The organism is Candidatus Thiodiazotropha sp. CDECU1 (assembly GCF_963455295.1).
Classification (GTDB): domain Bacteria; phylum Pseudomonadota; class Gammaproteobacteria; order Chromatiales; family Chromatiaceae; genus Thiodiazotropha.
Genome location: NZ_OY734020.1, coordinates 79,792 through 104,496, shown reverse-complemented (window position 1 = coordinate 104,496; position 24,705 = coordinate 79,792). Strand labels below are relative to the sequence as shown.

Annotated in this window: 20 protein-coding genes; 5 read left to right on the top strand and 15 right to left on the bottom strand. The window is 52.4% G+C overall.

The features are described 5' to 3' along the window. Positions 1–5 precede the first annotated feature (5 nt). From R2K28_RS00450 to R2K28_RS00415, 8 genes are all read right to left on the bottom strand, one after another. Complete coding sequence (locus R2K28_RS00450) at positions 6–296, bottom strand: DUF3144 domain-containing protein (protein ID WP_316367472.1); 291 nt, start codon at positions 294–296, stop codon at positions 6–8. Further along, on the bottom strand, positions 289–3,288 hold the full coding sequence (locus R2K28_RS00445; protein ID WP_316367471.1) for a glycosyltransferase: 3,000 nt from the start codon (positions 3,286–3,288) through the stop codon (positions 289–291). The genes R2K28_RS00450 and R2K28_RS00445 overlap by 8 nt, the downstream gene beginning before the upstream one ends. Before the next feature lie 116 nt (positions 3,289–3,404). After that, positions 3,405–4,307 carry a peptidylprolyl isomerase gene (locus R2K28_RS00440; RefSeq protein WP_316367470.1) on the bottom strand — a complete coding sequence of 301 codons (903 nt, stop codon included), beginning with the start codon at positions 4,305–4,307 and terminating at the stop codon, positions 3,405–3,407. Between the two features lie 285 nt (positions 4,308–4,592). Next, positions 4,593–6,368, bottom strand: a complete 1,776-nt coding sequence (locus tag R2K28_RS00435; protein WP_316367469.1) for a hypothetical protein — start codon at positions 6,366–6,368, stop codon at positions 4,593–4,595. Positions 6,369–6,868: 500 nt separating this feature from the next. Further along, complete coding sequence (locus R2K28_RS00430) at positions 6,869–7,291, bottom strand: hypothetical protein (RefSeq protein ID WP_316367468.1); 423 nt, start codon at positions 7,289–7,291, stop codon at positions 6,869–6,871. A 99-nt stretch (positions 7,292–7,390) separates the two neighbouring features. Next, positions 7,391–8,308, bottom strand: a complete 918-nt coding sequence (locus tag R2K28_RS00425) for a lysophospholipid acyltransferase family protein (protein ID WP_316367467.1) — start codon at positions 8,306–8,308, stop codon at positions 7,391–7,393. 4 nt (positions 8,309–8,312) lie between these two features. Further along, on the bottom strand, positions 8,313–9,509 hold the full coding sequence (locus tag R2K28_RS00420) for an ABC transporter ATP-binding protein (protein WP_316367466.1): 1,197 nt from the start codon (positions 9,507–9,509) through the stop codon (positions 8,313–8,315). Next, entirely contained in the window at positions 9,506–10,246 is a 741-nt protein-coding gene (locus R2K28_RS00415; RefSeq protein WP_316369802.1) for an ABC transporter permease, read from the bottom strand. Before R2K28_RS00415 ends, R2K28_RS00420 begins: the two co-directional genes overlap by 4 nt. Before the next feature lie 289 nt (positions 10,247–10,535). On the opposite strand from R2K28_RS00415, the gene R2K28_RS00410 reads away from it, so the two are divergent. From R2K28_RS00410 to R2K28_RS00395, 4 genes are all read left to right on the top strand, one after another. Next, entirely contained in the window at positions 10,536–12,293 is a 1,758-nt protein-coding gene (locus tag R2K28_RS00410) for a hypothetical protein (protein WP_316367465.1), read from the top strand. Further along, positions 12,293–12,709: a GtrA family protein gene (locus R2K28_RS00405; protein ID WP_316369800.1), complete on the top strand. Its 417-nt coding sequence runs from the start codon at positions 12,293–12,295 to the stop codon at positions 12,707–12,709. Before R2K28_RS00410 ends, R2K28_RS00405 begins: the two co-directional genes overlap by 1 nt. Positions 12,710–12,721: 12 nt before the next feature. Beyond that, positions 12,722–13,729: a glycosyltransferase family 2 protein gene (locus tag R2K28_RS00400; protein WP_316367464.1), complete on the top strand. Its 1,008-nt coding sequence runs from the start codon at positions 12,722–12,724 to the stop codon at positions 13,727–13,729. A 104-nt stretch (positions 13,730–13,833) separates the two neighbouring features. Further along, positions 13,834–14,529 carry an FKBP-type peptidyl-prolyl cis-trans isomerase gene (locus R2K28_RS00395; RefSeq protein WP_316367463.1) on the top strand — a complete coding sequence of 232 codons (696 nt, stop codon included), beginning with the start codon at positions 13,834–13,836 and terminating at the stop codon, positions 14,527–14,529. A 27-nt stretch (positions 14,530–14,556) separates the two neighbouring features. On the opposite strand, the gene R2K28_RS00390 is transcribed toward R2K28_RS00395, so the two are convergent. The 6 genes from R2K28_RS00390 to gspG all read right to left on the bottom strand — a co-directional run bounded on the left by R2K28_RS00390 (position 14,557) and on the right by gspG (position 21,942). Continuing rightward, positions 14,557–17,376, bottom strand: a complete 2,820-nt coding sequence (locus R2K28_RS00390; protein WP_316367462.1) for a class I adenylate cyclase — start codon at positions 17,374–17,376, stop codon at positions 14,557–14,559. 149 nt (positions 17,377–17,525) lie between these two features. Then, positions 17,526–18,329: a GGDEF domain-containing protein gene (locus tag R2K28_RS00385; protein ID WP_316367461.1), complete on the bottom strand. Its 804-nt coding sequence runs from the start codon at positions 18,327–18,329 to the stop codon at positions 17,526–17,528. Between the two features lie 252 nt (positions 18,330–18,581). After that, positions 18,582–19,052 (bottom strand): DUF2939 domain-containing protein, encoded by a 471-nt coding sequence (locus tag R2K28_RS00380; RefSeq protein WP_116446174.1) that lies wholly within the window; start codon positions 19,050–19,052, stop codon positions 18,582–18,584. A 95-nt stretch (positions 19,053–19,147) separates the two neighbouring features. Continuing rightward, positions 19,148–19,420, bottom strand: a complete 273-nt coding sequence (locus R2K28_RS00375) for an RNA recognition motif domain-containing protein (protein WP_116446191.1) — start codon at positions 19,418–19,420, stop codon at positions 19,148–19,150. Between the two features lie 145 nt (positions 19,421–19,565). Continuing rightward, complete coding sequence (locus R2K28_RS00370; RefSeq protein ID WP_316367460.1) at positions 19,566–21,482, bottom strand: ATP-binding cassette domain-containing protein; 1,917 nt, start codon at positions 21,480–21,482, stop codon at positions 19,566–19,568. A 28-nt stretch (positions 21,483–21,510) separates the two neighbouring features. After that, positions 21,511–21,942, bottom strand: a complete 432-nt coding sequence (gene gspG, locus R2K28_RS00365; protein WP_316367459.1) for a type II secretion system major pseudopilin GspG — start codon at positions 21,940–21,942, stop codon at positions 21,511–21,513. Positions 21,943–22,166: 224 nt separating this feature from the next. Between gspG and R2K28_RS00360 the strand changes: the two genes are divergently transcribed. Next, positions 22,167–24,038, top strand: coding sequence for a nucleoside-diphosphate sugar epimerase/dehydratase (locus R2K28_RS00360; protein ID WP_316367458.1), 1,872 nt, complete (start codon positions 22,167–22,169; stop codon positions 24,036–24,038). A gap of 11 nt (positions 24,039–24,049) precedes the next feature. Here R2K28_RS00360 and R2K28_RS00355 read toward each other — a convergent pair whose 3' ends face one another. After that, positions 24,050–24,691 (bottom strand): class I SAM-dependent methyltransferase, encoded by a 642-nt coding sequence (locus R2K28_RS00355; protein ID WP_316367457.1) that lies wholly within the window; start codon positions 24,689–24,691, stop codon positions 24,050–24,052. Positions 24,692–24,705: the final 14 nt, after the last annotated feature.

The following is a 24,705-nucleotide window of genomic DNA, read 5'->3' as shown; positions in this document are numbered from 1 at the left end:
AATGCTTAGTTATCCTTACTCGCATTTTTGACGCTGCTTTCCGCTGCCTTGCGCTTGATATCCTGTATATTGGCCAACTGTGCACGATAGGTATCAACCAGGCGATCAACTCCACCAGGTTTCAAATAACCCTGATTACCCGCAGCCACATAGGTGCTGTATGTTGCCGATGCCGACATCAAGGCCGCATTCACCAATGTCAGCGGTTTACCTTCACTCTTGATCTCGTTGGCCAAGGCGATGAAACGCTCTGCCACGGCCGTAAACTCTGTAAATTCTGTTTCTTTATCAGACATCTTCATCCTCGTCATCGACTCCCTTCCAATTTAGTGAAAAATCCTCTCCACAGCGTGTCAGGTTGGGATTGTAGGCTGGATCACGCTCTAAAAGGGGCCCATATTTATTCAACATATACTCAGCTTCACCACTGAAACGCAGTTGCTTTTCCGGTGTATCCTCAGCCCCGCGGGAAGCGGATTCATGGTGATACAGTTCCGCGTATGGTGTCCAGAGATTGTAATAACCCGCCTTGTATATCCGAATACAAAGATCCACATCATTGAAGGCAACCGCGAGATGTTCGCTATCAAAGCCGTCCACGGCTTCAAACACCTCTCGACGCAATAACAGGCAGGCAGCGGTCACGGCGGTATAGTTCTGAATCAACACGGAACGTCCCATGTAACCTTTGTTCTCTTTTGTGGAATATTTCATGGCGTGACCGGCCACACCACCAAGACCTAAAACTACCCCACCATGCTGTAGCCGATCATCCGGATACCAGAGTCTGGCGCCGACCGCGCCGATCTCGGGCCTGGCAGCGTGACTAACCATCTCTCCCAACCAACCGGGGGCAATCACTTCGATATCGTCATTCATGAAGCAGAGCATTTCTCCACTCGCATGTTTGATGGCAAAGTTGTTGATCGCGGAAAAATTGAAGGGATGGTCGTAGCGCAAAACCTTGATATGGTCCTGACTATCCAACACTGTGAGATAGTCGAGGGTCTGCTGATCATCGCTTTGATTATCGACCACAATAAACTCGATATTCTTATATCGGGTCTTGTTTCTAATGCTCTCAAAGCATTGCCGTAACAACTCTCCACCATTCCGGGTTGGGATGATAATCGATACCTGAGGTTGAGGATCTGGTATTGGATAACGCACCCGGATCATGCCATCGATAAGGTCAGATTCCGTCACCTCCGCCGCTTGACCACGAACCTCAAGATCATCCTCGATTGCATGTATGGCCGCATTCATGGCATAGGATTTCGCCTCACCACCGGAAGCGGTGCTTTCCGGTATCGCCCGCCAATGATAGAGAATCCATGGGATATGGCGCACCTGCCAGCGCGGCTCAACCTCCCGTAAGCAGCGCAACGCCAAGTCGTAATCCTGCGCACCTTCAAAACCTTCCCGCATACCACCCACCCGTTCAACCAGGGAGCGTCGATAGACACCGAAATGGCAGATCATGTTATGTGATCGCATCAGGTCCGGGTTGAAATCCGGTTTGAAGTAGTGGTCGAATCGTACCTCTTCACTGTTCAACTTATCTTCATCGGAATAGATGATCTGCGCGTCCGGATTGAGCACAACCTCCTGGGCCACAAAATAGAGCGCAAAGGGTGCCAGCTGGTCATCATGATCCATCAAGCCGACAAAGTCGCCACTTGCCAGCTCCAACGCCGAATTCGTTGCCTTTGAGATGTGTCCATTCTCCTCCCGGTAGGTAACCTTGATGCGTTTGTAACGGCGCGTATACTCTTCCAGCACCCGCTTTATATGGGGTCGTGTGGAGGCATCGTCAGCAATACACAACTCCCATGCCTCATAGGATTGCTCAAGCACTGAGTCAATGGCAGCGCGAAGCCAATACTCATCCACATCGTATACCGGCATTATGATCGAGATCAGTGGACTGTCCGGGTGTTCATTGAGCTCCTCAACCATCTCAATCGTCGGCACACCAACAGGCTCCACATCCCTAATCCACAATGAATAGTCATAGGTTGGAGACGCCTCGGTATTCAGATGCTCGCGTATTGCCGACAAGCCACCCTTTTTCCAGAGCCGAACCGCTTCCTGACCCCAATCACGCACTATGCGGGGATCACTCTTAACCTTCTTCAACTCGGGTGCAAACCTGCGTAACAGCTGCACCGGCTTGGTCAAAGCCATATAGCCACGCCAACCCCGGCTGTTCACAACATCGCGTAGATTCTGCTTGGCGTGCTTGAGGTCATTTTTATGCAAAAACAGTTCATGGTTGAGGGAGCGGTTACTCCTCTCCATGCTGCGTAATTGATTCTCCAGGTCACTTCTACGCCGATTCTCTTCTGCTAGTGCCCGGTGCGCTTGCTGGACCTCCTGTACCGCATTCTCGATACTCGCTCTATGCTTGCCCAGTTCATCGTTCAAGGTGCTAAGGGCTTGTTGCTGCTCCTGTAAGATCCTGTCCCGCTCCTCCACCATTTTCAGGCGCGTCTCTGCGGTACTGCCAGCCTGATGCAACTCGTCGAGCAGATTCCTGTATACCTCAACCGAGGCCTGCATAGGCTTATCGTTGAGCACAGGAAACTCGTCGATGGAGACATCCTTGTCCGGCGTGGCGGAGACAATATATTGAAAGGCTGCCGCATCCGGGGTATGGAACAGGGCCAGCCCCCGTTCAGTCGCCTCGAATCCCATCCTCTCCAATCGCTGCTCAATTTCCGAGTCAGCCATGTCATGGAAGGTATAGGTCAGCTCATTGACCCTGAAACCACTCCGAGCAAACATCTCGCGGAGTGAATTGTAGGTAAAGAGATGCAGATGGGTGCGATCCAGCAACCCGGTATCTTCGTAGGTGAACCTTCCTTCCAACAGTTCCAGCCGCAACGCAGCATGAGCACCGTTTGGCAAGGAGGCGAGAAGCCGCCCGCCATCGTTCAACAGATCGGGGAGTTTTTTCAACAGGGCAGTCGGGTCCCGCAGGTGCTCGAGAATATCGGCGCAGGTGATGACATCGAAGCGTTCATCACCAAGACTCTTCAACCAGCCCCTGTTTTGAACATCCCCTACGATGACCCGGTCGCAATTCGATTTGGCCTTATTCGCCATCCCACGGTCGATCTCGACACCGACCACATAACAGCCCTTCTCCTGTCGCAGATAGTCCGACATATAACCGGTGGCGCAACCCAACTCAAGCACCCGACTGCCTGTCGGTATGCGCTTTACCAACTGGGTATGGGAATTGTTCTCGACATTCAAATCGAGTTTAAAATCGTATTCAGCCACGTGAATATTGTTAAACTATCGACGAATTAATTGAATCGGGTATTACCGCTGATTACCGGCTATTCGAAGAATAACCATCCAGCTGCCATTATCAGCTACATACCTGGCCTAGCTGCTCACTCACCAGTTTGCTGCTGGTGCTTTTGTGTATACTCTTCGACTTTATCCTCATAGATACTCGCCTTGTTTTTCTTTAGCAGCTCATCGAAGTAAGCATCCCGACGATTTTGAATAAAATCGTTCCGCAGTTTTTCGACAATTTTATCCTTCACCTGATCGAAGGTTAATTTCTGCGGCGAGTAACGGTTAACCAGCTTAATGATATGATAGCCAAACTGGGTTTCAATGATATCGCTGACCTCACCCGGCTTATGCATGGCTGCTACTGCCTCGTCAAATGGCTTTACCATAGAACCACGCTTGAAAAGGCCCAATGAGCCTTGATTCTTGAGCGTCACCGTATCCTCTGAATAGACCATCACGAGATCATCAAATGAGCGTTTTCCGCTGTCGAGCTCCGCTTTCACCTTCTTGATAATCTCGAGGGCCTCTTCCTTGGGGTGATGTTTGGGCAATCTGTCGGTGGTGGAGATCAGGATATGTTTCGCTTCAAATCGTTCGGGAATCGTATACGCTTCAGGGTTACCCAGATAGAGCTCTTTCGCAGCCTGATCGAATTCAGGAACAGGTTCAGCGTCAATCTGTTTCAGGCGCTCCAGATAGAGCAACTTTTCCCTTTGACGGCGTAGTTTGGCCTGAAACAGCTCGGATTTGGCAAGACCGCTCTTTTCAGCCTCTTTCGATAGGGCGCGAATCAGGTAGATCTGGCGCAACAGTTTCAGTAACTGTTTGTGATTACCGACCACCTGACTCCTGGCATCCTCCGGACCACTCAGCAACAACGCATCCAGATCCACATCCTCGACTTCGATACCGCCACCGAGCATCAAAGTCTCGCCGGCTATCAATACAACAGGTGATAGGCAGAGCACCACTACCAATAACAAACAGAACCTCATTGATTATCCTCTAAGAAATATGCTGAACATAGGATTGGAATTATACGGTGGCGAATCCAACAACGCCATTGGTGTATAGACGGCTTCATTAGGGACCAGTTCAATAACAATGATTAAAATACGTCAATAGTACCGAGCAATTTTATCGATCAACCTTAATACAGGTCGTTTAGCTTGACTGGCTCGTACATAAACCACTGTCTTCACCACGATGCTTTTCTTTGGACAAAAAAAAAGGCAGGCCTTTCGGCCTGCCTTTCCACGTTTCGCTTACGCGATTCGTACTTAGTTGCGGTTGACGCTACGGATCAGGTCAACAGTCTCACCCAACTGGGCAGGACCGACATCACCCGCCATGGCGGAGAAGCCGATGACCGGAACACCAGTCCAGCTACCGCCACCAAGGCCACCGACGATTTCAGTCATGGCGATGATACTTGCATTGGTGTTGTAGTTGTACTGAGTAGCTGCACTGATGGTCACCCAACCAGCCTCGAAGCCAGCATCCAGGTTCCAATCGAACACGTTGGCAGCCGGAGTACCCAGAACGGACTGGTTACCACCAGTAGAACGGTTCACGGAGATAACGTTGACCTCACGCTCCAGAGCGACAATGGTTGGTGCGTCGATCGGCACAGGCGAGAAGTCGCTTGAGCCTGCAACAACTGTAGCCGTCTGCTCTTCATAGTCGTAGTAGGTCAGACCCACTTCAACGTCAGGAGTAGCGTTGGCAGCGTAGCCAGCATTCAGACAGATTGCGCCAGCACCGTCATTCGGGTAGTCATTTGCAGTTGTACCCAAAGTCGGCAGTGCCACGGATGCGCCATCGTCGGTACCATCGTTAAGCGTACCAACACAAGCAACCAGAGGACCGGTTCCATCGAGATCGTTGGTCAGGGTGCCACTGTTGAAGATACCGTGCTTACGCAGCGGGAAGGTCATGACGATATCGGTCTCACCGCTGATGTTGGCCTCAACGAAGTAAGGTGCGGAAACCGCATCGGCACTCAGGATCAGAGCCATCGGCAGTGGGTTGGAACCCATTGGGATAGATGGGTTAGGCGCGATATCGTTGATAGAGCCTGTGTCATACTCGACCAGAGGAGCAGCGATGCTCTTCACAGCAGTACCGGCCGCGTTCAGCATGTTGGCAACCTGTACGTCACCAGAGGCCAGAGAAGGCAGCAGATAGTTGGAAGAATCATCCGACTGATAGTGCTGGGCGACAGTCGAGTAGTCATCGACGTGAGTACCCTGCTCAACAAAAGCAGCACCGGTAGCGGTGTTGATCATGATGGAGTAGGCATTGATACCACCAGTAGGCACAACCAGACCAGCATTCAAGGTGTCTGCATAAGGCAGGTTAGCTGCACCACCATCTGTGGCTACGCCTTCCAAGTTCAATGCACCGGGCTCGAAGCCATTGATCGGAGCACCGGCAGCACCGGCAGTCCAGGCATCATCCACAACGGTACAGTCAGCAGGCATGCCGCTTGCGTCATGCAACAAGCCAGCCGTGATGGAGCGGTCGCCAGCAACGGTGTTGATGGCACCATCAGCGGTACCACTAGCGTCGATCTCTGCAAATTCGCCGTTGTCGACAGCCACACCAGTACCGTCAGCAATAACACCCATCTCGATGATCTCGACATAACCTTCGGTCAGATCTTCGTCGGTGGTAGCGGTGTAGATGTTACGGAAGTCGACGCCAGCCTGCAGCAGAGCCTTGCCAGGATAGGTACAAGTCTCGTCTTCGGTGATGATGTTGGCAACAGAACCAACCAAACGGATGGTGCCGTTCCAGACGTCAAAAGGCGACATGTAGATATTGAAGTCGAGCACGTCAGCAGAGATGCGCGACTCACGGAATCTAACCTTGACGGCTTTGAATTCGCCCGTGGTGTTGGTGATGTTGATGTTGGTGATAAAGTTGTTGTTTACATTGTAGTAAGGCAGCAGCGCAACTTGACCTGTTCCGTCTGTATTGACGTGAGCCGCATTGACTCCGGCAGTAGCGGTAGCCATCAGCATGGCTGCAGCGATCTTAGATTTTCTCAACACAGTTGTGTCTCCTATTACTTTTCGTGTTAACACTAAAAAACTAACTGAGCCTGTTTATGCGGCCAGCTAAAAGCCTTGAGATCAGGCGCATGTCGAGGATTATCGACCCAAACCCAAGACCGTGCAAGGGAATGATCATTCCTTTTGTGAGGGAGGTCTCAGCAACAAGTTACCTTACACTCCTAATTCTCACGCATGGAAGTCTACCATAAATCCTCTACCTAACAAACGCTATTCTAGCAAAAAAAACAAAAAATGTTGCAAATTTACCAAAAAAGGCATTAACCAATTGATATTAAAGATAAAGTATTTTTTGCACTGTTGTAAATAGTGGCTTTTTCAAATAGGGGCGAGGCTCTGAAACCACCTGAATTTTCCAGCTATAGAGCAACTTTAATGATGTATGATCGATACCCTTAAAACATAAACTCATAAGTCAATGAAAAATAAGGAAATGTAAACCCATGTATCAAAAATACAACAAGAAGCCCTATGTGTGGTTAATTCATCGTGGGAAGAAAACCCCAATTTCCATCCCCATCTTTCACCCACTTTTCCTTGATCTGGTTGCCCGTCTCAACCGGCCCCCGCATCAGTGGATAGCGGATTTCCACCCTTATATCGACCACCGCAGTACAAACTTCAGCGGACTCACAAGAAACCTCTGCAACTTCTGCAGATTTCCAGATTCCCACACCTTTTACAGTCTTCCGGTAGTGGGGGAATGGGGTTACCTGACGATATCCGCTCGACAGATACGCATAGGCCGACTCCAGGCGCCCATCGATCAAAAGCGCCCACCGCGCTTTCGCCCTTTGCGCCACCAGTTCCTCATTGGAAAGGGCCTGTTCCTGAGGTGAACTGGCACAGCCCCCCAGGATCAGGGAGAACGTCAGCAGGGCGAACCATTTGAACTGATGCATGCAATCAACTTTCAAATACTTAAGCATAATAATTTCATCCGATTGAAGAGCGCAGATTCTACGAGACCGTATAGACCGGTTCAATCCCTCTTGAATCCCTCACACCTCTCCCCAGAACATTTGCAGCGCCGGCCATTGCCACCAGCGCCCCGGGTTGCTACGAATCCTACCCTCAATGTCCGCCACCAACAGGGCCATTGATTCATCGGCAGACAGTGTCCCCACTTCATGGGCCGGTAAAAAGTTGAGTATCAATCCATGTCGATGTTCCTCCACACAGAAGGGCTGAATCAGGGCGCCGGTCTTTTTTGCCAGCTTGACCGTACCCTCGGGGAAGAAGGCCTGCTGGCCGAAGAAGGGAACAGCAACCAGACCGGCACTCCCTTTTGTATAGGGAACATCGAGCAATATGGCAACCGGCTGCTTGCGCAACGCCTCAAGCAGGGGGCGCATATTGGATGCCCCCGGCATCAGAAACTCGCCCCGATAGCATGTTCTGAGGCGTGATAGTTTCAGCCTGCGGTATCTGAATTCAGGCTCGGGCAGGTTCCAGGTGTTTTGCCCTTCATCGTCCCTGGCCAGGGCCCCTGTCGCGATACCGTAGGCCGCCGTGGTCACACCCAACATCCAGAACCGGCCCAGGTGGGCGCCGGTCAATATCATCGGTCGACCATCCCGTCTTGCCTCCAGGACCTGCTCAAAGTTTTTGACCTGGATGGTTTTCGCCACCTGCTCCACGGTTCTCAGCTGCGGATAGTACCAGGTGTCGAGGATCTCTCGCTGTTGCATTGCATAGAAATAGTTGGTCCATTGCCGATACTGCGCCTCGGCCTCTCCTGGCAGGGCCCGACTCATCTGATGTGCTATCTGCTCAGCCATCTGTTTCTGTTTGGCACACTCCAACTTGCCGTAGAGACTCGCCGCTCGATAGGCGATATATCTGGGTAGACGGGACAAAGCAGGGAAAAGCAGCCTGTATTTCAGCTCAAGATCCCAGTGTTCAAGTGGTGGCTGCATGTTTTTACCGGGGCCCCCATCGATGGGCCATTTTCACCAGACCCACCTCACTGCTTTCGTGGCGTACCTTGAATTGACAGCAGACCGGGCGCGAGTCGTAGACATGCAATCCGCTGCGATCGATCAACCACGCCTCCAAGGCATAGTCCCCCGACATTAACATCAGTGGATCGAAGTGTAGACTCGTACCGTAGACGCTGCCGTCTACAGGTAGCAGATTGCATTGATCGATCAGGGTGGAGACGCCGTAGACCTGCAGTCCATCATTGCGGATCAGCACCAATCCGATATGTACATCATCCACCGGGCGGGACCCGATCTCCGCCCGCACATTGATCGCCAGGGCGTCTCCCTGGCGAAATAACGGGCTGCCTTCTGCTGTATCTATCCCCCCCTCGAGAGCGACCTCCTGCAGATAGACATCACTCACCGTCTCCATCTCACCTGAAACCCGCTGCCCCGTGGGACTGCCCCCCTGCCGGGAGCGGACATAATCCTGGTAATCATCCACCACGGTGGCGGAATCGCCCTGGGCCATGATGGCGCCGTGATCAAGCCAGATCGCCTGCTCGCACAACTCCTTCACCTGATAGAGGTTGTGTGAACAAAATACCAGGGTGCGCTTTTCATCGCGGAATCCCATCATTCTGTCCATGCTCTTTTTCTGGAACAGTGCATCGCCGACAGATAAGGCCTCATCCACAATCAGTACATCGGGTTCAATCGAGGTCACAACAGAAAATGCAAGTCTTACAAACATCCCGGATGAGTATGATTTGACCGGTCGCAATATGGCTTCACCCAGCTCGGAGAATGCGATGATATCGGGTATACGTGCCTTGGTTTCCGCCGCACTCAGACCGAGCATTGAACAGGCCAGGCGGATATTCTCCAGTCCGGAGAATTCCGGATGAAAACCCGATCCCAACTCCAGGATGGCAGACTTACGCCCTTCTATATGGAGTGTACCGGTTGAGGGCCGCAAGGTGCCCGCCAGCAGTTTGAGCAGTGTCGACTTGCCTGCTCCGTTATCGCCAATGACGCCGAATGTCGCACCTTTCTCGATGCTAAGATCGAGAGGAGTCAAGGCCTTGATCTCGGCATGAAAGGGTTTCTTCAGCAGCCACTCTTTGAAGAGGTCAGTGGGCTTCGCGTACTGCCGATAGATTTTCGACAGCTGTTGGGCTTGAATCGCGTTCACAGAAAATCCTTGGCCCGATGCTGAAGACGCATGAACAGGGCCCCGATCAGGAGGGTCAGGAACAAGCTTGCTATGGCCAGCACCACCAGTTCTGAAACAGGCCACTGGTTTTCCAGAATCACGGCACGGTAGGACTGAACCAACCAGGTGATCGGATTGGCTTCAATGATTGAGCGATACTTCTCAGGCACCATCTCCAAGGGATAGATGATCGGCGTTGTGAAGAAGAGTGCGGTCAACAACATGGGTAACAGCTGACCAAGATCCTTGATAAACACGGATAGGAGCGCCACCAACGGTGCCAAGGCGAAAGTCAGTAACAGTCTCAGGGCCACCAGCAGAGGCAACAAAACCAACGTAATCCCCGGCACATACCCCATCAACCAGGCAGCCACGATCAATATCAAAAGGCCGGTCACCTCCTGTACCAGGGTTGCCATCGTCGCCACGGCCGGAAAGACCGCCGGTGGCATTTGGGTTTTAAGCAGCAGGTCGCGGTTTTCCATCAAGCTGCCACTGGCCCGCAACAAGCCGTCCTGCAAGGCGCCGAAGGGTATCAGGGCGGCGAACAGATAGAGGGCGAAATCGCCGGTGTCACCGCCGGGTCGAAAACTGACCTTGAGTATGCCTGAGAAGACAAAGCTGTACACAAGCAGTAAAAACAGCGGCTGCGCCAACAGCCAAAGCGGGCCCAGCAAGGTGCCTTTCAGCCTTAGCAGGGTATCGCGCCGCACCATCAAGAAAAGGCTCTGACGATGACGGAAGAGATCTAGATAAAGCTTGAACAATCTTCTTAAACTTCCAGCGGAATGGATAGGGTGAGCATCATACAACAGTTGATTCTCAATGCCGAATCGTATCGCGATAGGGTTCGCTTAAGGGGTGATGTTCATGGTAACGTCTATGCCGAAGCGAATATCCCGTCGACTGAAACAAGAGCGGGAATACTACCAATCATGTTTGCACCCCCGACATGATTCCATGAGATGAAAATTGAACGGATTTTTATCGACAATGCGTCCACAGATGGCAACCACAGCAACCATTCTAACCTTGCTCGTGGTGACTTTTTTTGCCAATCACACGGCACTTTCTGCATTCTGGCGCTTTGACGACGGCTGGCTTCTCGATTATGCCAGCCGCTTCTCTCCCTCAGACTATTTCCTTGTGCCGGCAATCACACGGGGCTACTCGTTCAACAACCTGACGCCATTCAATCCTCTTATCTACGACCTGAATCTCTGGTTGTTCGGCGTCTCACCGCGTGGATTTTATCTCCAACACCTGACGGTCATGGCCGGCTGTGGGATTGCCACATTTCTGCTGCTGCGTTTCTGGCTGGATCTTCGCTTTGCACTCTCAGGCGCACTCCTGTTCCTGCTCGGTGCACCGTCACTGATCGTTTCGCAACAGCTGATGGTTGGCCACTATATTGCCGGGCTCATGTTTAGCATATTGGCTGTTCACTTCTATGTGCGTAGCCTGGAGAGAGCGAGTTGGCGTCTCGCTCTGACAGCAACACTGTGCTATATGCTGGCTTCCGTTTGCAAGGAGATCTATGTCCCCCTGCCGATCATCCTGCTGTTCATAAATAAAGCCACACCAAACCGGCGCCTGATGCACGCCGCACCGATGTTTACCTGGACGCTCTGCTACACCCTGTGGCGGTTTCTGGTACTAGGCAGTCTGATCGGTGGCTATGATGCCTCGCCCCATGGACACTCATGGTCGGATAAACTTCTCGAGTTTATTGCAATTCCCCAATTGTTATTCGGTACAACCCCTTTGAACATCGCGGTAATGGCAATTGTCGTGGCGCTGGTGGGATACACCCTGTACAGGAAGCGACTCAACCTGCCCTTGACCATGGTTACAGGAGCTGCTGTTTTGCTGCCAATGGTTCCACTGCTCGGGTTTCCCGGAATCACGCGACCGGATCGCTATCTTTTCCTGCCCTGGTGGCTGATTTCCATCATTACCGCGATCGCTCTCGCCAACCTGCCAGCATGGAGATATCCCTACCGGAGGGGCATCAGCTTACTACTGCTACTCAGTGTTGCCGTGCATGCCCACCAGGTACGAGACAGTGTTCAACCCAGACTTGACGGCTTCGATACCGTTTACCGCCTGTTCACTTCACCGGCACCCAACACGGTATTTTTTTCAAACAACAAAAACGCATATCACCAGGACACTGTCTTAAACGGCATCAGGAATGCCCTCAACAAGGTAGACGGTGCCGGGCTGCAAAGAGTTGGTATACTGACCCAACGAGATTATTTACCCAGCCTGAAGAATACAGATTATTCTATGGTTGAGTATGATCAGTCATGCAATTGCATACGCGAGATTGACGCGCGGATAACCGCAAACGGAACAGCCGAGCAAGCCTGGCAACCCGCGATACTTGTAGTGACACTCTCCCCGCCCTATCCACCACTCTTCGAACATGCCAACGGAGTAATCGAAGCGATCAGCACCAAGGGCAAAAATCTATATCTCACGGGTTGGACGGAGCTACCACCGGAAGATATTGAACAACAGTTTTTATTTGTGACGCCGTACAGACCGGAACAGACGCAACTGAGTTCATTCAAAACCGATACCCATACTCAACATAGGCAGAGGTATAGATTCGATCTACGTTTGAAATACCCGGACGAAGCAACAGCCCAATATTCTCAATCGCGGCTTTGCCTGCTGACAAGATCCATGCTGACGCCCGTCAGACTGATCCAAAGCACCAGGCAAGACGGCTGTGGTGGATTTCTCAGATCCCATTGATGAAATCACTCTCAATCAGAAACCTCATCGAAAAGGCTGTTTCATTACAGTTTTCACGCTACTTGATGGTCGGCATCACTGCCTGGGTAATCGATTTCGCGGTATTTGTTGTATGCCACTCTATAGTCGGAATCGTCTGGGCCCAGACCGCGGCAAGAGTCAGCGGAGCACTGGTCGCTTTTGCAGGCCACAAGGTTTTTGTATATAAAAACAGAAATTTCGCTCGGCATGCACTAGGCAAACAGTTTCTAAGCTATCTGCTTCTGTGGGTTTTTTCATACCTGCTGAGCATTGGTTGTATTATTCTGTTTATCGATGTTCTGGGGCTCGAGCCGGTTGCGGCGAAACTGGTCACCGAAATTATCCTGGTCGGCATCAATTACATTACAATGAAGCGGCTGATTTTTCTATCATAAGCAGGAGAGAGCATGCTTATCTCACTGATTGTTCCAATCCGTAATGAGCAGGCCGGGCTCGACCGTTTCTGGCAGGCAATCACTGCCGTGCTGGAACAAACCAGCTACGAATTCGAACTGGTGATGGTCGATGACGGCTCCTCAGATGACTCCTGGCGGCTGATATCCGAATTCACCACAACAGACCGGCCATCGCTACATGTAGCGGCCATTCGCCTGAGTCGAAACTTCGGCAAAGAGGCTGCAATCCTGGCCGGCTTGCGCCAGGCTGAGGGTAGCGCCGCGATCGTACTTGACGCAGACCTGCAACACCCCCCCGAACTGATACCGAAGATGCTGGATCTTTGGGACCAGGGAAGAACCCCCATCGTAGAGGGTGTAAAACGGAAACGCCAGCATGAATCATTCATGAAACGCATGGGGGCAAGTTTGTATTACCGTATTTTCAGCCTGTCGAGCGGACTTGATATGCAGGGCGCCAGCGACTTCAAGTTACTCGACCGGCGTGTCATGGATCAATATATCAATCTACCGGAAACGGACCGCTATTTCCGTGGCCTGACTGCCTGGATGGGATTCGACGCCGCGGCGATCGAATTTGAACCGCCCGATAGAGAGGCGGGAGAGAGCGGGTGGAGCTTGCACAACCTATTGGCCCTCGCCAGATCGACCATCATCAGCTTTTCGTCCCTGCCCCTCAGAATCGTGACATGGCTTGGGGTCGCTGGACTGATCTTCAGTCTGGCTTTGACTATTCAAACCCTGTGGTACAAGTGGATGGGGTTTGCCGAGGAGGGATTCCCGACCGTGATTCTCCTGATTCTGGGCATCGGCAGCATGATTCTTTTCAGCCTGGGATTGATCGGGGAGTATATAGGCGAAATATATCGTGAGGTTAAAAGAAGGCCTTCGTATATCGTATCCGAAACACTCTCACCCTCTGAGCACATCAGCCAACCCAGTCGCGAGCAGTCTGCCGATGTTGTGACGGCGCAAGCACATGAAGAAGTCCGAGAATGAGAAATAGATTTTGAACTTCAATCGCTGATATAGATCAGAATCCTTGCCTTGATAAGACTCAATACAAATACTACATACCCCAACACTTAGGAAATTTTGTAACGATGAGACGTTTGAACATTACATTGTTTACTGCAGCGCTATTCTATTCACTACCTAGCTTCGCCACTGAACTTAGCTCAGACAAACAGCAGTACAGCTATACCGTCGGTGTTCAGATAGGCAAGATGTTACGCGCTCAGCAAACCGGTGACCTTGATATGCAAGTCTTTCTCCAAGCCGTGGAAGACTCCTTGCATAACAAGCAGCTAAAACTCGACGCCATACAGATGCGCGCCGCCATGAAGAAGCACTATGCAAATATGGAAACAAAACGTGCAAAGACCGCTGCGGACAACAAGGCCAAGGCTGCAGCCTATCTTGCTCAAAACGGCAAACGGAAAAATGTGGTCACCCAGAAAAGCGGGTTGCAGTATGAAGTGATGGAACCTGGTGAGGGCGCATCACCTGAAAGCGGTGATTCGGTAGAAGTGCACTACCATGGAACACTTATCGACGGGTCAGTCTTCGACAGCTCACGACAGCGTGGCAAACCGGCAACCTTCAATGTTGACAGGGTTGTTCCCGGTTTCAGTGAAGCCCTGCTGCTGATGAAGCCCGGGGCGAAGTGGAGAATAGTCATACCCCCTGAGCTGGGCTATGGGGAGCGAGGGGCAGGTAAGAAAATCGGTCCCAACGAGACGCTTATCTTTGAGCTGGAGCTAATCAAGGTTATTGAAAAACCCAGTGCCACTAAATAAATATTGATTGGTACAGTAACGGCCGAGCTACATCGCTTCCGAATTCAGACGCCTCTCCACGTGTTTCTTCATATTTAACAAATCAACCGTGGAGAGAGTCTGGATAGGCTCCATGCCGCTCAAACGGATTGATGTCAGATAGATGGGATAACCCTCGTCGCTGTCACGAATGCCATGAATGTACTGCACAATTGCCGCATACAGTTCATCGCCATACTCAAGACGGGTGAACTCCTTATCACCGCAGATCAGGGACACGGGCTCTCTTCTGGTCAAACCGGAATCGCCGATCATGGTTAACTCCAGATAGTCATCATTATCCAGCAACGGCACCCGTCGACGCTCGGCATAATATTGCCCTTCGTTGTCGGCCGACAGTTGATAAAACTCCGGCTCGAGCAGCAGATCACTTGGTGAGTCCAGAACCAGATTTCTCAGCTGCTGCAAGCTGTTGAGGAAACGGCGCTGCTGTCGCATCAGGAATCGCGGGCTATCCACTGCTATAGACTGCTGAAATAGAGCCCCCTGCTCATCAAGCACATAGATTTCCGCCTGACTTTTCCCAATCCTGAAAAAGAGTTGGATCACATCCGGTTTATTCAACTTGAAGAGTACAGGATAGGGACTGTTTACGAGTATCTCAGGATCGAATTCAAGGGCTCGGTAGATCTGTTGCGGCTGTTCCAACTCATCGATCAGGCTCTCGAACGACTCCAGGCTTTGCCAGACAAAACCATGCTCTGCCTGCTTCTGAACGATGAAAAAAGCCTTACCCATACGGAATACATAACGGCCATTGCCTAGATCATCATTGCGGAATCGCTGAACCACGTGGTTGAACAATTCGGTAACCCTCAATGCAATCTGACCGCCTCGCACACCCGAATAGCTGTAGGCATGTATCTGCAAAGGCGCAACATCCGGTTCCGGTTGCAGATTGAGGATATAGCAGAGCACATCCATCAACCCCTCTGCGCCCTCGTGGCGAGACACCTGCAGTTCCCCCCAACTGGTCTGATGAATCTTCTCCAAGTTCGTCACCAGATTGGTGCGGGACGAGGCAAAACTAAGTGGGTCATGACGCTCACTGGTCAATTGCTTCCCTTCCTTGGTCAGATGCTCCATTGGGTCTACACCGATATTGATAAACAGCGCACTCATGATAATCGTCGCCGGCTTGGCAAGCACAGTCATACCCGCAGAAGGTGGCATGTATTGGGGAAAAAGACGTCTCACGCTTCGCTGCAGTGAGAACAGCTCATCACGGCGCAGCAGAGTCTCGCCTGAATCGAAGGTAATAACAGTACCCTTCCCCCACACCTGATTGACATGACTCCACAACAGGATCTCGATCAGATTTTTCGAGATCTTTATGGGCCGATGCTCTATGACTTCTCCTGCCTCAAGTTTGCCTCGATACAACATCCATGCCGGCTCCCCGTCCCTTGCAGATCGATGGTGGAGTGAAAGCTGCTCCTCGGCGAGATTTTTCGAGATACCAGGATTGATATGATCGATCTTTCCTGGCCGATGATCGAGCGCGGTATAGAGCTTACGCCCCAGCAAATTGAGTTCCTGGGGATCGATATGGCTCTCCTTGGCATACCTGCGGGCGAAATCGGTCAGTAGCCGATAGCTGCGCGTCAATACCCCGACCAGGGCGTTGCGCTCCTTGATGACCCGGTCGATCTTCCACTCCGCCCGGGTATCCATCATCTGTAGTTGGGTCTGTCCCCAGCCCCACTGGCGGGTCAGTTCCAACATGGATCGCAAGCGCCAGTTCTCACTCTTCTTGGTACGACTCAAACGTTCGCCGACCTTGAAGTAGAAACAGCGGCGGGCAAGCTCCAGCCGATCCAGGTCTTTGTTCTGTTTCAGATAGGTCTCAACCTGCTGATAGAGCAGAATATAGGAATCCAGCTTGTCGATATCCTTTTCACCCTCATAGATGGCCCGCTTCGCCTGTTGCGCCAGCCACGGGGGCGAGGGGTAATGGCGGCTATAGGCCTCCATGAGAAAGATCTTAAGAATCGATTTGTAGGGTGAATCTATACCTTTGTACAACTGCCACAGGGCCGCACCGAAGAACTCTCCGGCCTGCACATGATCAAGCCCGCCCAGGTCAATAACCTCCACTGCCTTGATAAAGCGATTGGTGAGCAGATAGTCTGCAAAGGCCTGATAATCGTCCTCTTTCTCCGGCGGCACCAGCCACCACAAGGGATAGCGCCCGGCCAGCAGCACCGCGCTGCGATAGAACTCCTCCAGCAACAGATTGTGTTGCGTTGTACCACTACTCTCCCTGGACAATTTGGATTTCTCACCCTGCCGGAAACGTGCGGGATCGATGAGAAAGATATGCAGTTCCAATTCCAGGTCTGCTGCGCTTTTCTCTATCCGAGTCGCTTTCTGTTGCAGTTGCTGGCGCTGCTTATCGCTCAATCCCGAGTCGAAACAGAGCCACAGATCGAAATCACTGCCGGATGACTGGCCTATGGTTCCGGTGCTGCCCATCAGATAGAGACCATGTACATGGTAGACACGTTGTGCGCGTTTCTTGTATTCGAAACTGCGACTCAGCTTGTTGGCCATTTCCAGGGCCTTCCTGGATGGGCTGTAATCAGAGATGCCGGTGGGGGTCTCGCTACTCACGAAACCAGGTAACATGGGATGATTGATATGAAACAGCAGTGGCAGGAGATGCAGGAACTCCTGCTGACTCTTCCGCAACTCAACCAGGATTCGTCGCAGGCGTTCACGATGTAAGCGCGTAAAGCGCTGTCGAACTGCATTTAGCTCTTTTCTGCTGATACCCTCTTCGAAGGTAATGCGTTGCGATTCGGGCATCTATCTTACTACCGATATTGAACCAACAGGAGACTGGCGCTGCCGACTGTGCACATGGATGTCATAAGATTCAGCCTAGGGCTTGGTATGTGACCTCGCATACCAGAGGGGTGGCGGGCGAAACAGACACCCTGGATTCAGCACTCTGCCTATGCTTCGATCGACTCGATTACCCGAACGATCAGACGTTGTGCATCATCACCTTTGGACCATTCCGAAACACCAAACTGTAAATCGGGAACTGGATTATCCCCCAGACCCTGCAGAGCGCCGCCACGACACTCGTTGACGATCTGCTGCAACAGTTTTTTGCCATCCGCTATGCTGGTTTCCGGCATCACCAGCAGAAACAGCTGATCTTCATAGCGCCCAATGACATCGGCCCAACGTAACCGTTCACGCAGATACTGGGTCATTACCAGGATGGAGGTCTCCGGGAGTGAATCCCCTGCCTGGTCGGGATGGCTCAAGCGCATGCCACCCAGGGTTAGTAAATTACCGTAACGCCTGCTGCGGGTAACCTGCGCACCGATTGCCTGAATCGTGGCACGACGATTTGCCATGCCGGTCAACTCATCGGTAATGGTGAGATCCTCAACTTGTCTGCGTAACTGGTCGCTCTCCCGTTGAGCCAGCACCAGTTGGCTAATATCATGATAGAAATGCAGTCGCAGTTGGGTATTCTTACCATCCACCACTTCTCGCACTTCCCGCTGCAACCATCGCTCACCATCACCGTTGAGTGACAGATGTAGCATATCGGTCTCGTCAAACAGGGCGTGCAGGCTCGCTGGCAGTGTATTCTTGTCTTTACCAATGAGTTCTTCACCGGACAGATCGAGCATCGCTTCCAATGCGGGATTCATCCATCGAATACAGACTTCACTGTCAATAGCCAGCATACCAGTAGGACAGACATCAAAGAGTTTTTGGTTAAAACTGATTTCGGCCATGATTCGATTCTCTCTATCATCCTGAGCGCAACCTCGGGGGCGCACTTTTATGTCAACATAGGTTCACGGACTCAACATTGTTGAACCTCAGAATGATTGAGCGGCTGTTTGGCGTAATTCTTTAGTTCTGATTGGCCGAATCCGGGTCCCCTGAGAAAATCGGCGGCCAACCGCAAATATCGAATTAACTAATTGAAAATTAAATAATTTCTGGAGGCCTCTTCAGCCAACCAAGAGACACCGGCAAGGAAATCAGTTATATACGGCGGTGATGCGCCACTCCACACCCTGCAGGCTGAGGTGGGCATGCACCGGATTGTCATCCCAATCACCGATGCGCAGCAGCAACCTGTCCGGTCCATCGAAAAAGGCATAGGTCATTCGATCCAGAAAACCGCCCTGACCAGGTTTGCGGTTGTGCGAACGCAACTGGGCGACTACCCATTGGATATCGACCATCCGCTCCACCGCATCGGCACCCATTCGCTGGATGCCACCTTGTAACCAGTCGATGAAACTATTCGAGACATCCCCGATAGTGCTTTCTACATTCTTATTGAGTTTGCGTTTGATCTGCTCTCTCACTGCTGTCAGATCGATTAACTCGTTGAGTGCCTGCTGATCATTCGACTGCAGGGCCTTATCCAGTCGGTAGACCGCGGTATAGGGCCAGATCAGAAATGCCAGGGCAATCAGAAAAAGTAGTGCTAAGAAGCCTTTCATATTGCGAATAGGTCTCTGTCCTGTTGCTACAGGCAATCATATTGTTACGTTTAAGAGCGGGAATTGCTCTGCAAGCAATCCCCGCAAGTTCAAATTTAGTGTCTGGATCGACGCGGGGGGCGTTCTTCACGAGGCTTTGCCTCGTTGACCCGGAGATTACGCCCTCCAAGCTCCTTTTCATTCAGTGCCTTGATTGCACTTTCAGCCGCGGATGAGTCTGGCATCTCAACAAACCCGAACCCTCTCGACCGCCCTGAAAATTTATCCATGATGACATTAGCGCTGGAGACATCTCCAAACTCTGTGAAAAGTTGACGTAACTCATCATCCTTAACGGTCCAGGGCAAATTTCCTACATAAATATTCATCATTTGTTCTCAAAATATGTGCATGTCCTAATCCATGCGATCAAACAATCCAATGCACTAATTATTTGATAGCAAAGCACAGCCAGCCACTTCTACCTGCTGGGCACACTGTCAAGGAAGCTAATCCTCTCCTCGTGGTGACACTTTAGACTGTTTCATCACTTTGTGCAGCTTCCAGCTGCTCACTGATGCTCAACCAGCCATGCTCACAGTCGGCCAACGCTCTCTCTAGATCACTTTTTTCAATAAGCCGTTGTTTTAATTCTTCCTTATGCGATGGATCGTAGAGCATGGGATCAGCCAGCAGCTCATCCAACTGTTGTTGTCTGAGGTGTAATTCTTCCAGTTCCCGCTCAAATTTCAACTGCTGTTGGCGCAATGGCTGAAGGCGTTTTCGTCGTTCTGCCTGTTCACGTTTTCTATCCTTTCTGGCAGAGGCGGTATGTCCACTCTGTGAATCCACCTCGGCGGTATAATCACCACTCCCGCCACGACTCTCCGCAGCCAGCCATGCTGGATAGTCATCCAGGGAACCCTGAAAGGGCTCGACCCCACCCCCATGCACAAGCCAGAACTCGTCCGTGGTGATACGTAACAGGTGTCGGTCATGGGATACGATCACCATCGCCCCTTGGAAATCCTGCAGGGCCTGGCCAACGGCATAGCGCATTTCCAGGTCGAGATGGTTGGTCGGCTCATCCAGGAGCAACAGATTAGGACGCTGGTAGACCAGCAATGCCAGCACCAGGCGCGCTTTCTCACCGCCAGAAAAGGGCGCCACCGGCTGGAGCGTCTGGTCGGCATGAAAGCCAAACCCACCAAGATAGTTACGCAGGGATTGCTCGCTCGCCTTGGGATCCACTCGTTGCAGGTGCAGCAGCGGATTGGCCTCAGGATCCAGCTGCTCCAGTTGATGTTGCGCGAAATAACCGATGCACAACTCCTGTGCCGGCGAGCGCTGCCCCGCGATAGGTTCGAGCTCACCTGCGAGTAATTTGATCAGGGTCGATTTACCGGCCCCGTTTGGTCCCAGCAGGCCAATCCGGTCCCCCGGCGCCAGGTTGATTTGGACATTCTTGAGAATGGTCTGACCGTTATAGCCCATCGCCAGATCACTCAGTTGCAGCAGTGGGTGCGGGTTTTTCTCCGGCTCCGCAAAACTGAAATGGAAGGGTGAATCCACATGGGCGGGAGCGATCATTTCCATCCGTTGCAGGGCCTTCAGGCGACTCTGGGCCTGACGCGCCTTGGTGGCCTTGGCGCGAAACCGGTCTACATAGCTGCGAATATGGGTGATTTCGCGCTGCTGTTTTTCGTAGGCTGCCTGCTGATTGGCCAGTCGCGCAGCCCGGGTATGCTCAAAACCGCTGTAGTTGCTGTTATAGAGGGTCGCCTGCTGTTGCTCAATGTGCACTATATGGTCCGTCACCTGATCGAGGAAATCCCGATCATGGGAGATCAACAACAGGGTGCCGGCATAGTTGCGCAACCAGGACTCCAACCAGATCACGGCATCCAGATCCAGGTGGTTGGTTGGTTCGTCGAGAAGCAACAGGTCGGAACGGCACATCAAGGCCTGGGCAAGATTGAGACGTACACGCCAGCCACCTGAAAAGCGGTTGACCGGCTGGGTCTCATCCTCAGGGGTAAAGCCCAGTCCATGCAGCAACTCGCCGGCCCGGGCCTTGGCGCTGTAACCATCGATATGGTGGAATGCTTCATGTAACTGGGCCAGGGCGGCACCGTTATCGTCCGCTTCGGCCTGGGACAACTCCCCCTCGATTTCCCGCAATCTACGGTCACCATCCATGACATAATCGAGGGCGGAGCGCGTCAAAGCCGGCGTCTCCTGGGCCACATGCGCGATCTCGATGTTCTGCGGCAGTTTGAGATTCCCCTCGTCAGCCTGCAATTCACCCAGGATCATATGGAACAGACTCGATTTACCACTCCCATTACCGCCGGTGATTCCGACCTTCCATCCCCCATAGAGGGTGAAGTCCACCTGTTGCAAGAGCAGTTTGGTGCCACGCCTGAGTGAAATATGGTCAAACCGGATCATCTTGGGATCCTCAGATGATCATCGAGTATCACTCCCAACCATTTATATCCTTTGCTTCACCTTCACCCCCTTCAACACCATCCGCGCCGAGGGAGTAGAGGTCATAATCACTGTGTTCGCCGGGGAAACGGTAGATATAGTCCACCCCCCAGGGGTCTTTAGGCAGTTTGGTTTTCTTCAGATAGGGGCCATTCCAGTTCTCTACCCCGTCGACGCGCTCCACCAGTGCCCTCAGGCCGTGATGGCCGCGGGGATAGTTACCTGTATCCAAGCGATAGATATCCAACGCCGCCGACAACTCTTCCAACTGTACCCTGGCGGTCTTGCTCTTCGACTCGCCCAAGGCATTCATGACCTTGGGGCCCACGAGCCCGGCCAGCATCGCGAGGATCGCCATGACCACCAGTAGCTCGATCAGGGTAAAGCCGCTGTAGCGGCTATGACAGGGATGGGTTTTCATTATCAGGTCTCTTCACTGTGGATGGTTTATGGCGGATACTTGAGAAAATTATACCAGCAATCGTTGGCCAAAGATCCAGCCGGAAGTATAGATAGGTAGACAGTCTCGGCAGGATGGCGCCAACCGCACGAAATCTGCAGACACCGCTCTGCCCATTTCCCACAATGGGGTAGAATAGGCTCAAAATCAGTTTTCCATACCGATTACGGGGCCCGGGAGCCTGCATGAGCAAAGACATACTACCTCGCCATCTACGTTCGCAAGCGGTAGCGCTGGCGCACGATGTGATGATGGTACCTATTGCCTGGCTCTTGGCATACTGGTTGCGCTACAACCTGGAGGTGGTGCCTGCCGCCTACTATACGGATGCCCTGGTGGGCCTGCTCTTCGTGCTGCCGATTCAACTCACCGCCTTTATGCTGTTTGGCCTCTATCGAGGCATTTGGCGCTTCGCCTCTCTGCCCGATATCGTCCGCATCCTCAAGGCTGTAGCGGTTGGCACGGTGGTCAGTGTGGCCTTACTGTTTATCTTCACACGTGCCGGTGGTGTTCCCCGTTCGGTGCCGGTGATCCATGCCATTCTACTGGTCATGCTGTTGAGCGGCCCAAGACTGATCTATCGCCTGCTGAAAGACCATCGCCTGGACCTCTCCCCTGGCAAACGGGTCCTGATCGTGGGATCAGGCAAGGCCGGCGAGATGCTTGCACGGGATATCCTGCGTAATCGCCGGGGCGACTACAGCCCGGTTGCCTTTGTCGATGACAAACAGCGGCGCCAGGGGCGCGAGATCCATGGCATCCCGGTTTCCGGCACCTGTGACGATATCCCCCGGCTGTGCGAAGAGCTGGGCATAGATATCGTAATGCTGGCTATCCCATCCGCCTCTTCCCGGCAGATGCGGCGTGTGGTTGAGCTGTGTGAACAAGCGGATATTCCTTTCCGCTCAGTACCGCAACTGAACGACCTCATATCCGGGGATGTGCAGATCAACAATCTGCGTACCGTATCCATCGAAGACCTGCTGGGACGTGACCCGGTATCCCTCGACTGGGAGAGTATCGACAGCGCACTCTCCGGCAAGGTTATCCTGATCACCGGCGCTGGCGGTTCCATCGGCTCTGAGCTGTGTCGCCAACTTGCCACTATCAAGCCGGCCCGACTGGTGTTGCTGGAGATCAGCGAGTTCAATCTCTACACCATCGAAATGGAGCTGCTCAGCAACTATCCCGATCTCTCACTCGAGTGCCATCTCGGCGATATAACCGACCAGCCGATGGTGGAAAACCTATTTGCTCAGACGAAACCCGAGGTGGTATTCCACGCAGCCGCCTACAAACATGTTCCCATGCTCGAACATCAGCTGCGTCAGGCTGTGCGTAACAATATTCTGGGAACACGTATCCTGGCGCAGAGCGCCGACCGCTTCAAATGCGGTGTCTTCGTGCTGGTATCCACTGACAAGGCCGTCAATCCCGCCAACGTGATGGGGGCGTGCAAAAGAGGCGCGGAGATCTATTGCCAAAACCTCGATGCCCACTCCGACACCAAATTCATCACCGTACGTTTCGGCAATGTGCTGGGCTCTGCCGGCAGTGTGATCCCGTTGTTTCGCAAGCAGATCGAGGCCGGGGGGCCGGTCACGGTTACCGATCCACGCATGGAGCGCTATTTCATGACCATCCCCGAGGCCTGTCAGTTGATCATGCAGACGGTGGTGTTGGGTGAGGGTGGCGAAATCTTCGTGCTCGACATGGGCGAGCCCATCAAGATCAGTTATCTGGCGGAACAGATGATTCACTTATCCGGCAGGACGCCAGATGTAGACATACATATCGAGTACATCGGTCTGCGCCCTGGGGAAAAGCTCTACGAAGAGCTATTTCACGAGATGGAGCATCTACACAAGACCGCCCACGAAAAGGTCTTTCTGGCACATCACCGGGATGTGGACTGGCACTGGTTGTTGAACAGCCTGGATGAGATGAAAGCAGCTTGCGACACGATCAATGATGATGAACTGAAAAGAGTGCTAGGCCAGTTGGTCCCGGAGCATAGCGAATCCGTGGAGCCAGAAGTGGTCTCGGTACATAAATAGCCCTGCATACCTCATACGGCGCGCCGCGAGCGGGCGATAAGAATCGTCCAGGGGAGAACGGACCGCACCTGCATGACTTCAAACTCCTGCGAGACAAAATTCACAAAACCGGATTTTGACCAGTGCTGCAGATGACCCGGCGTATTTCCCCAATCATTCCAATAGGCGCCTCGCGCCATGTTCAAGACCCGCCAGAGTGGCTCCCTTGGCACACTCAGGATGGCGTGGGGTGCGGCAGCATCGGCAAGTATCTCCAGCCCCCGCTGCGGATCATCCAGGTGCTCAAGCACTTCACAGCAAACCACCAGATCGGCACGTCGCTTTTCACCTTCGATGGCATAGATATTCTCGCACTCAAAACTGACCCTGCTGGAGTTTACATTCTCTCTTGCCATATCCAGGATGGTTTCGGAAATATCGACGGCATCGATGTTGGCCTTGGTTCGCTCCAGCAGCACCTTGGTAACATGCCCTTCGCCACAACCCACTTCGAAGATCGTTTGCGGTGCGACCTGGGCGGCCAATTCACCCACAGCTTCGCAGAAGTTATTCACCAATATACGGGTTAGCGGATTTCCTGACTCATATTTTTGCGTGGTATTACCCACCACGATTCCGTCTTCGACCAACGGCCCTCTGCTCTGTTTCGCCATCTATTTCAAATCCG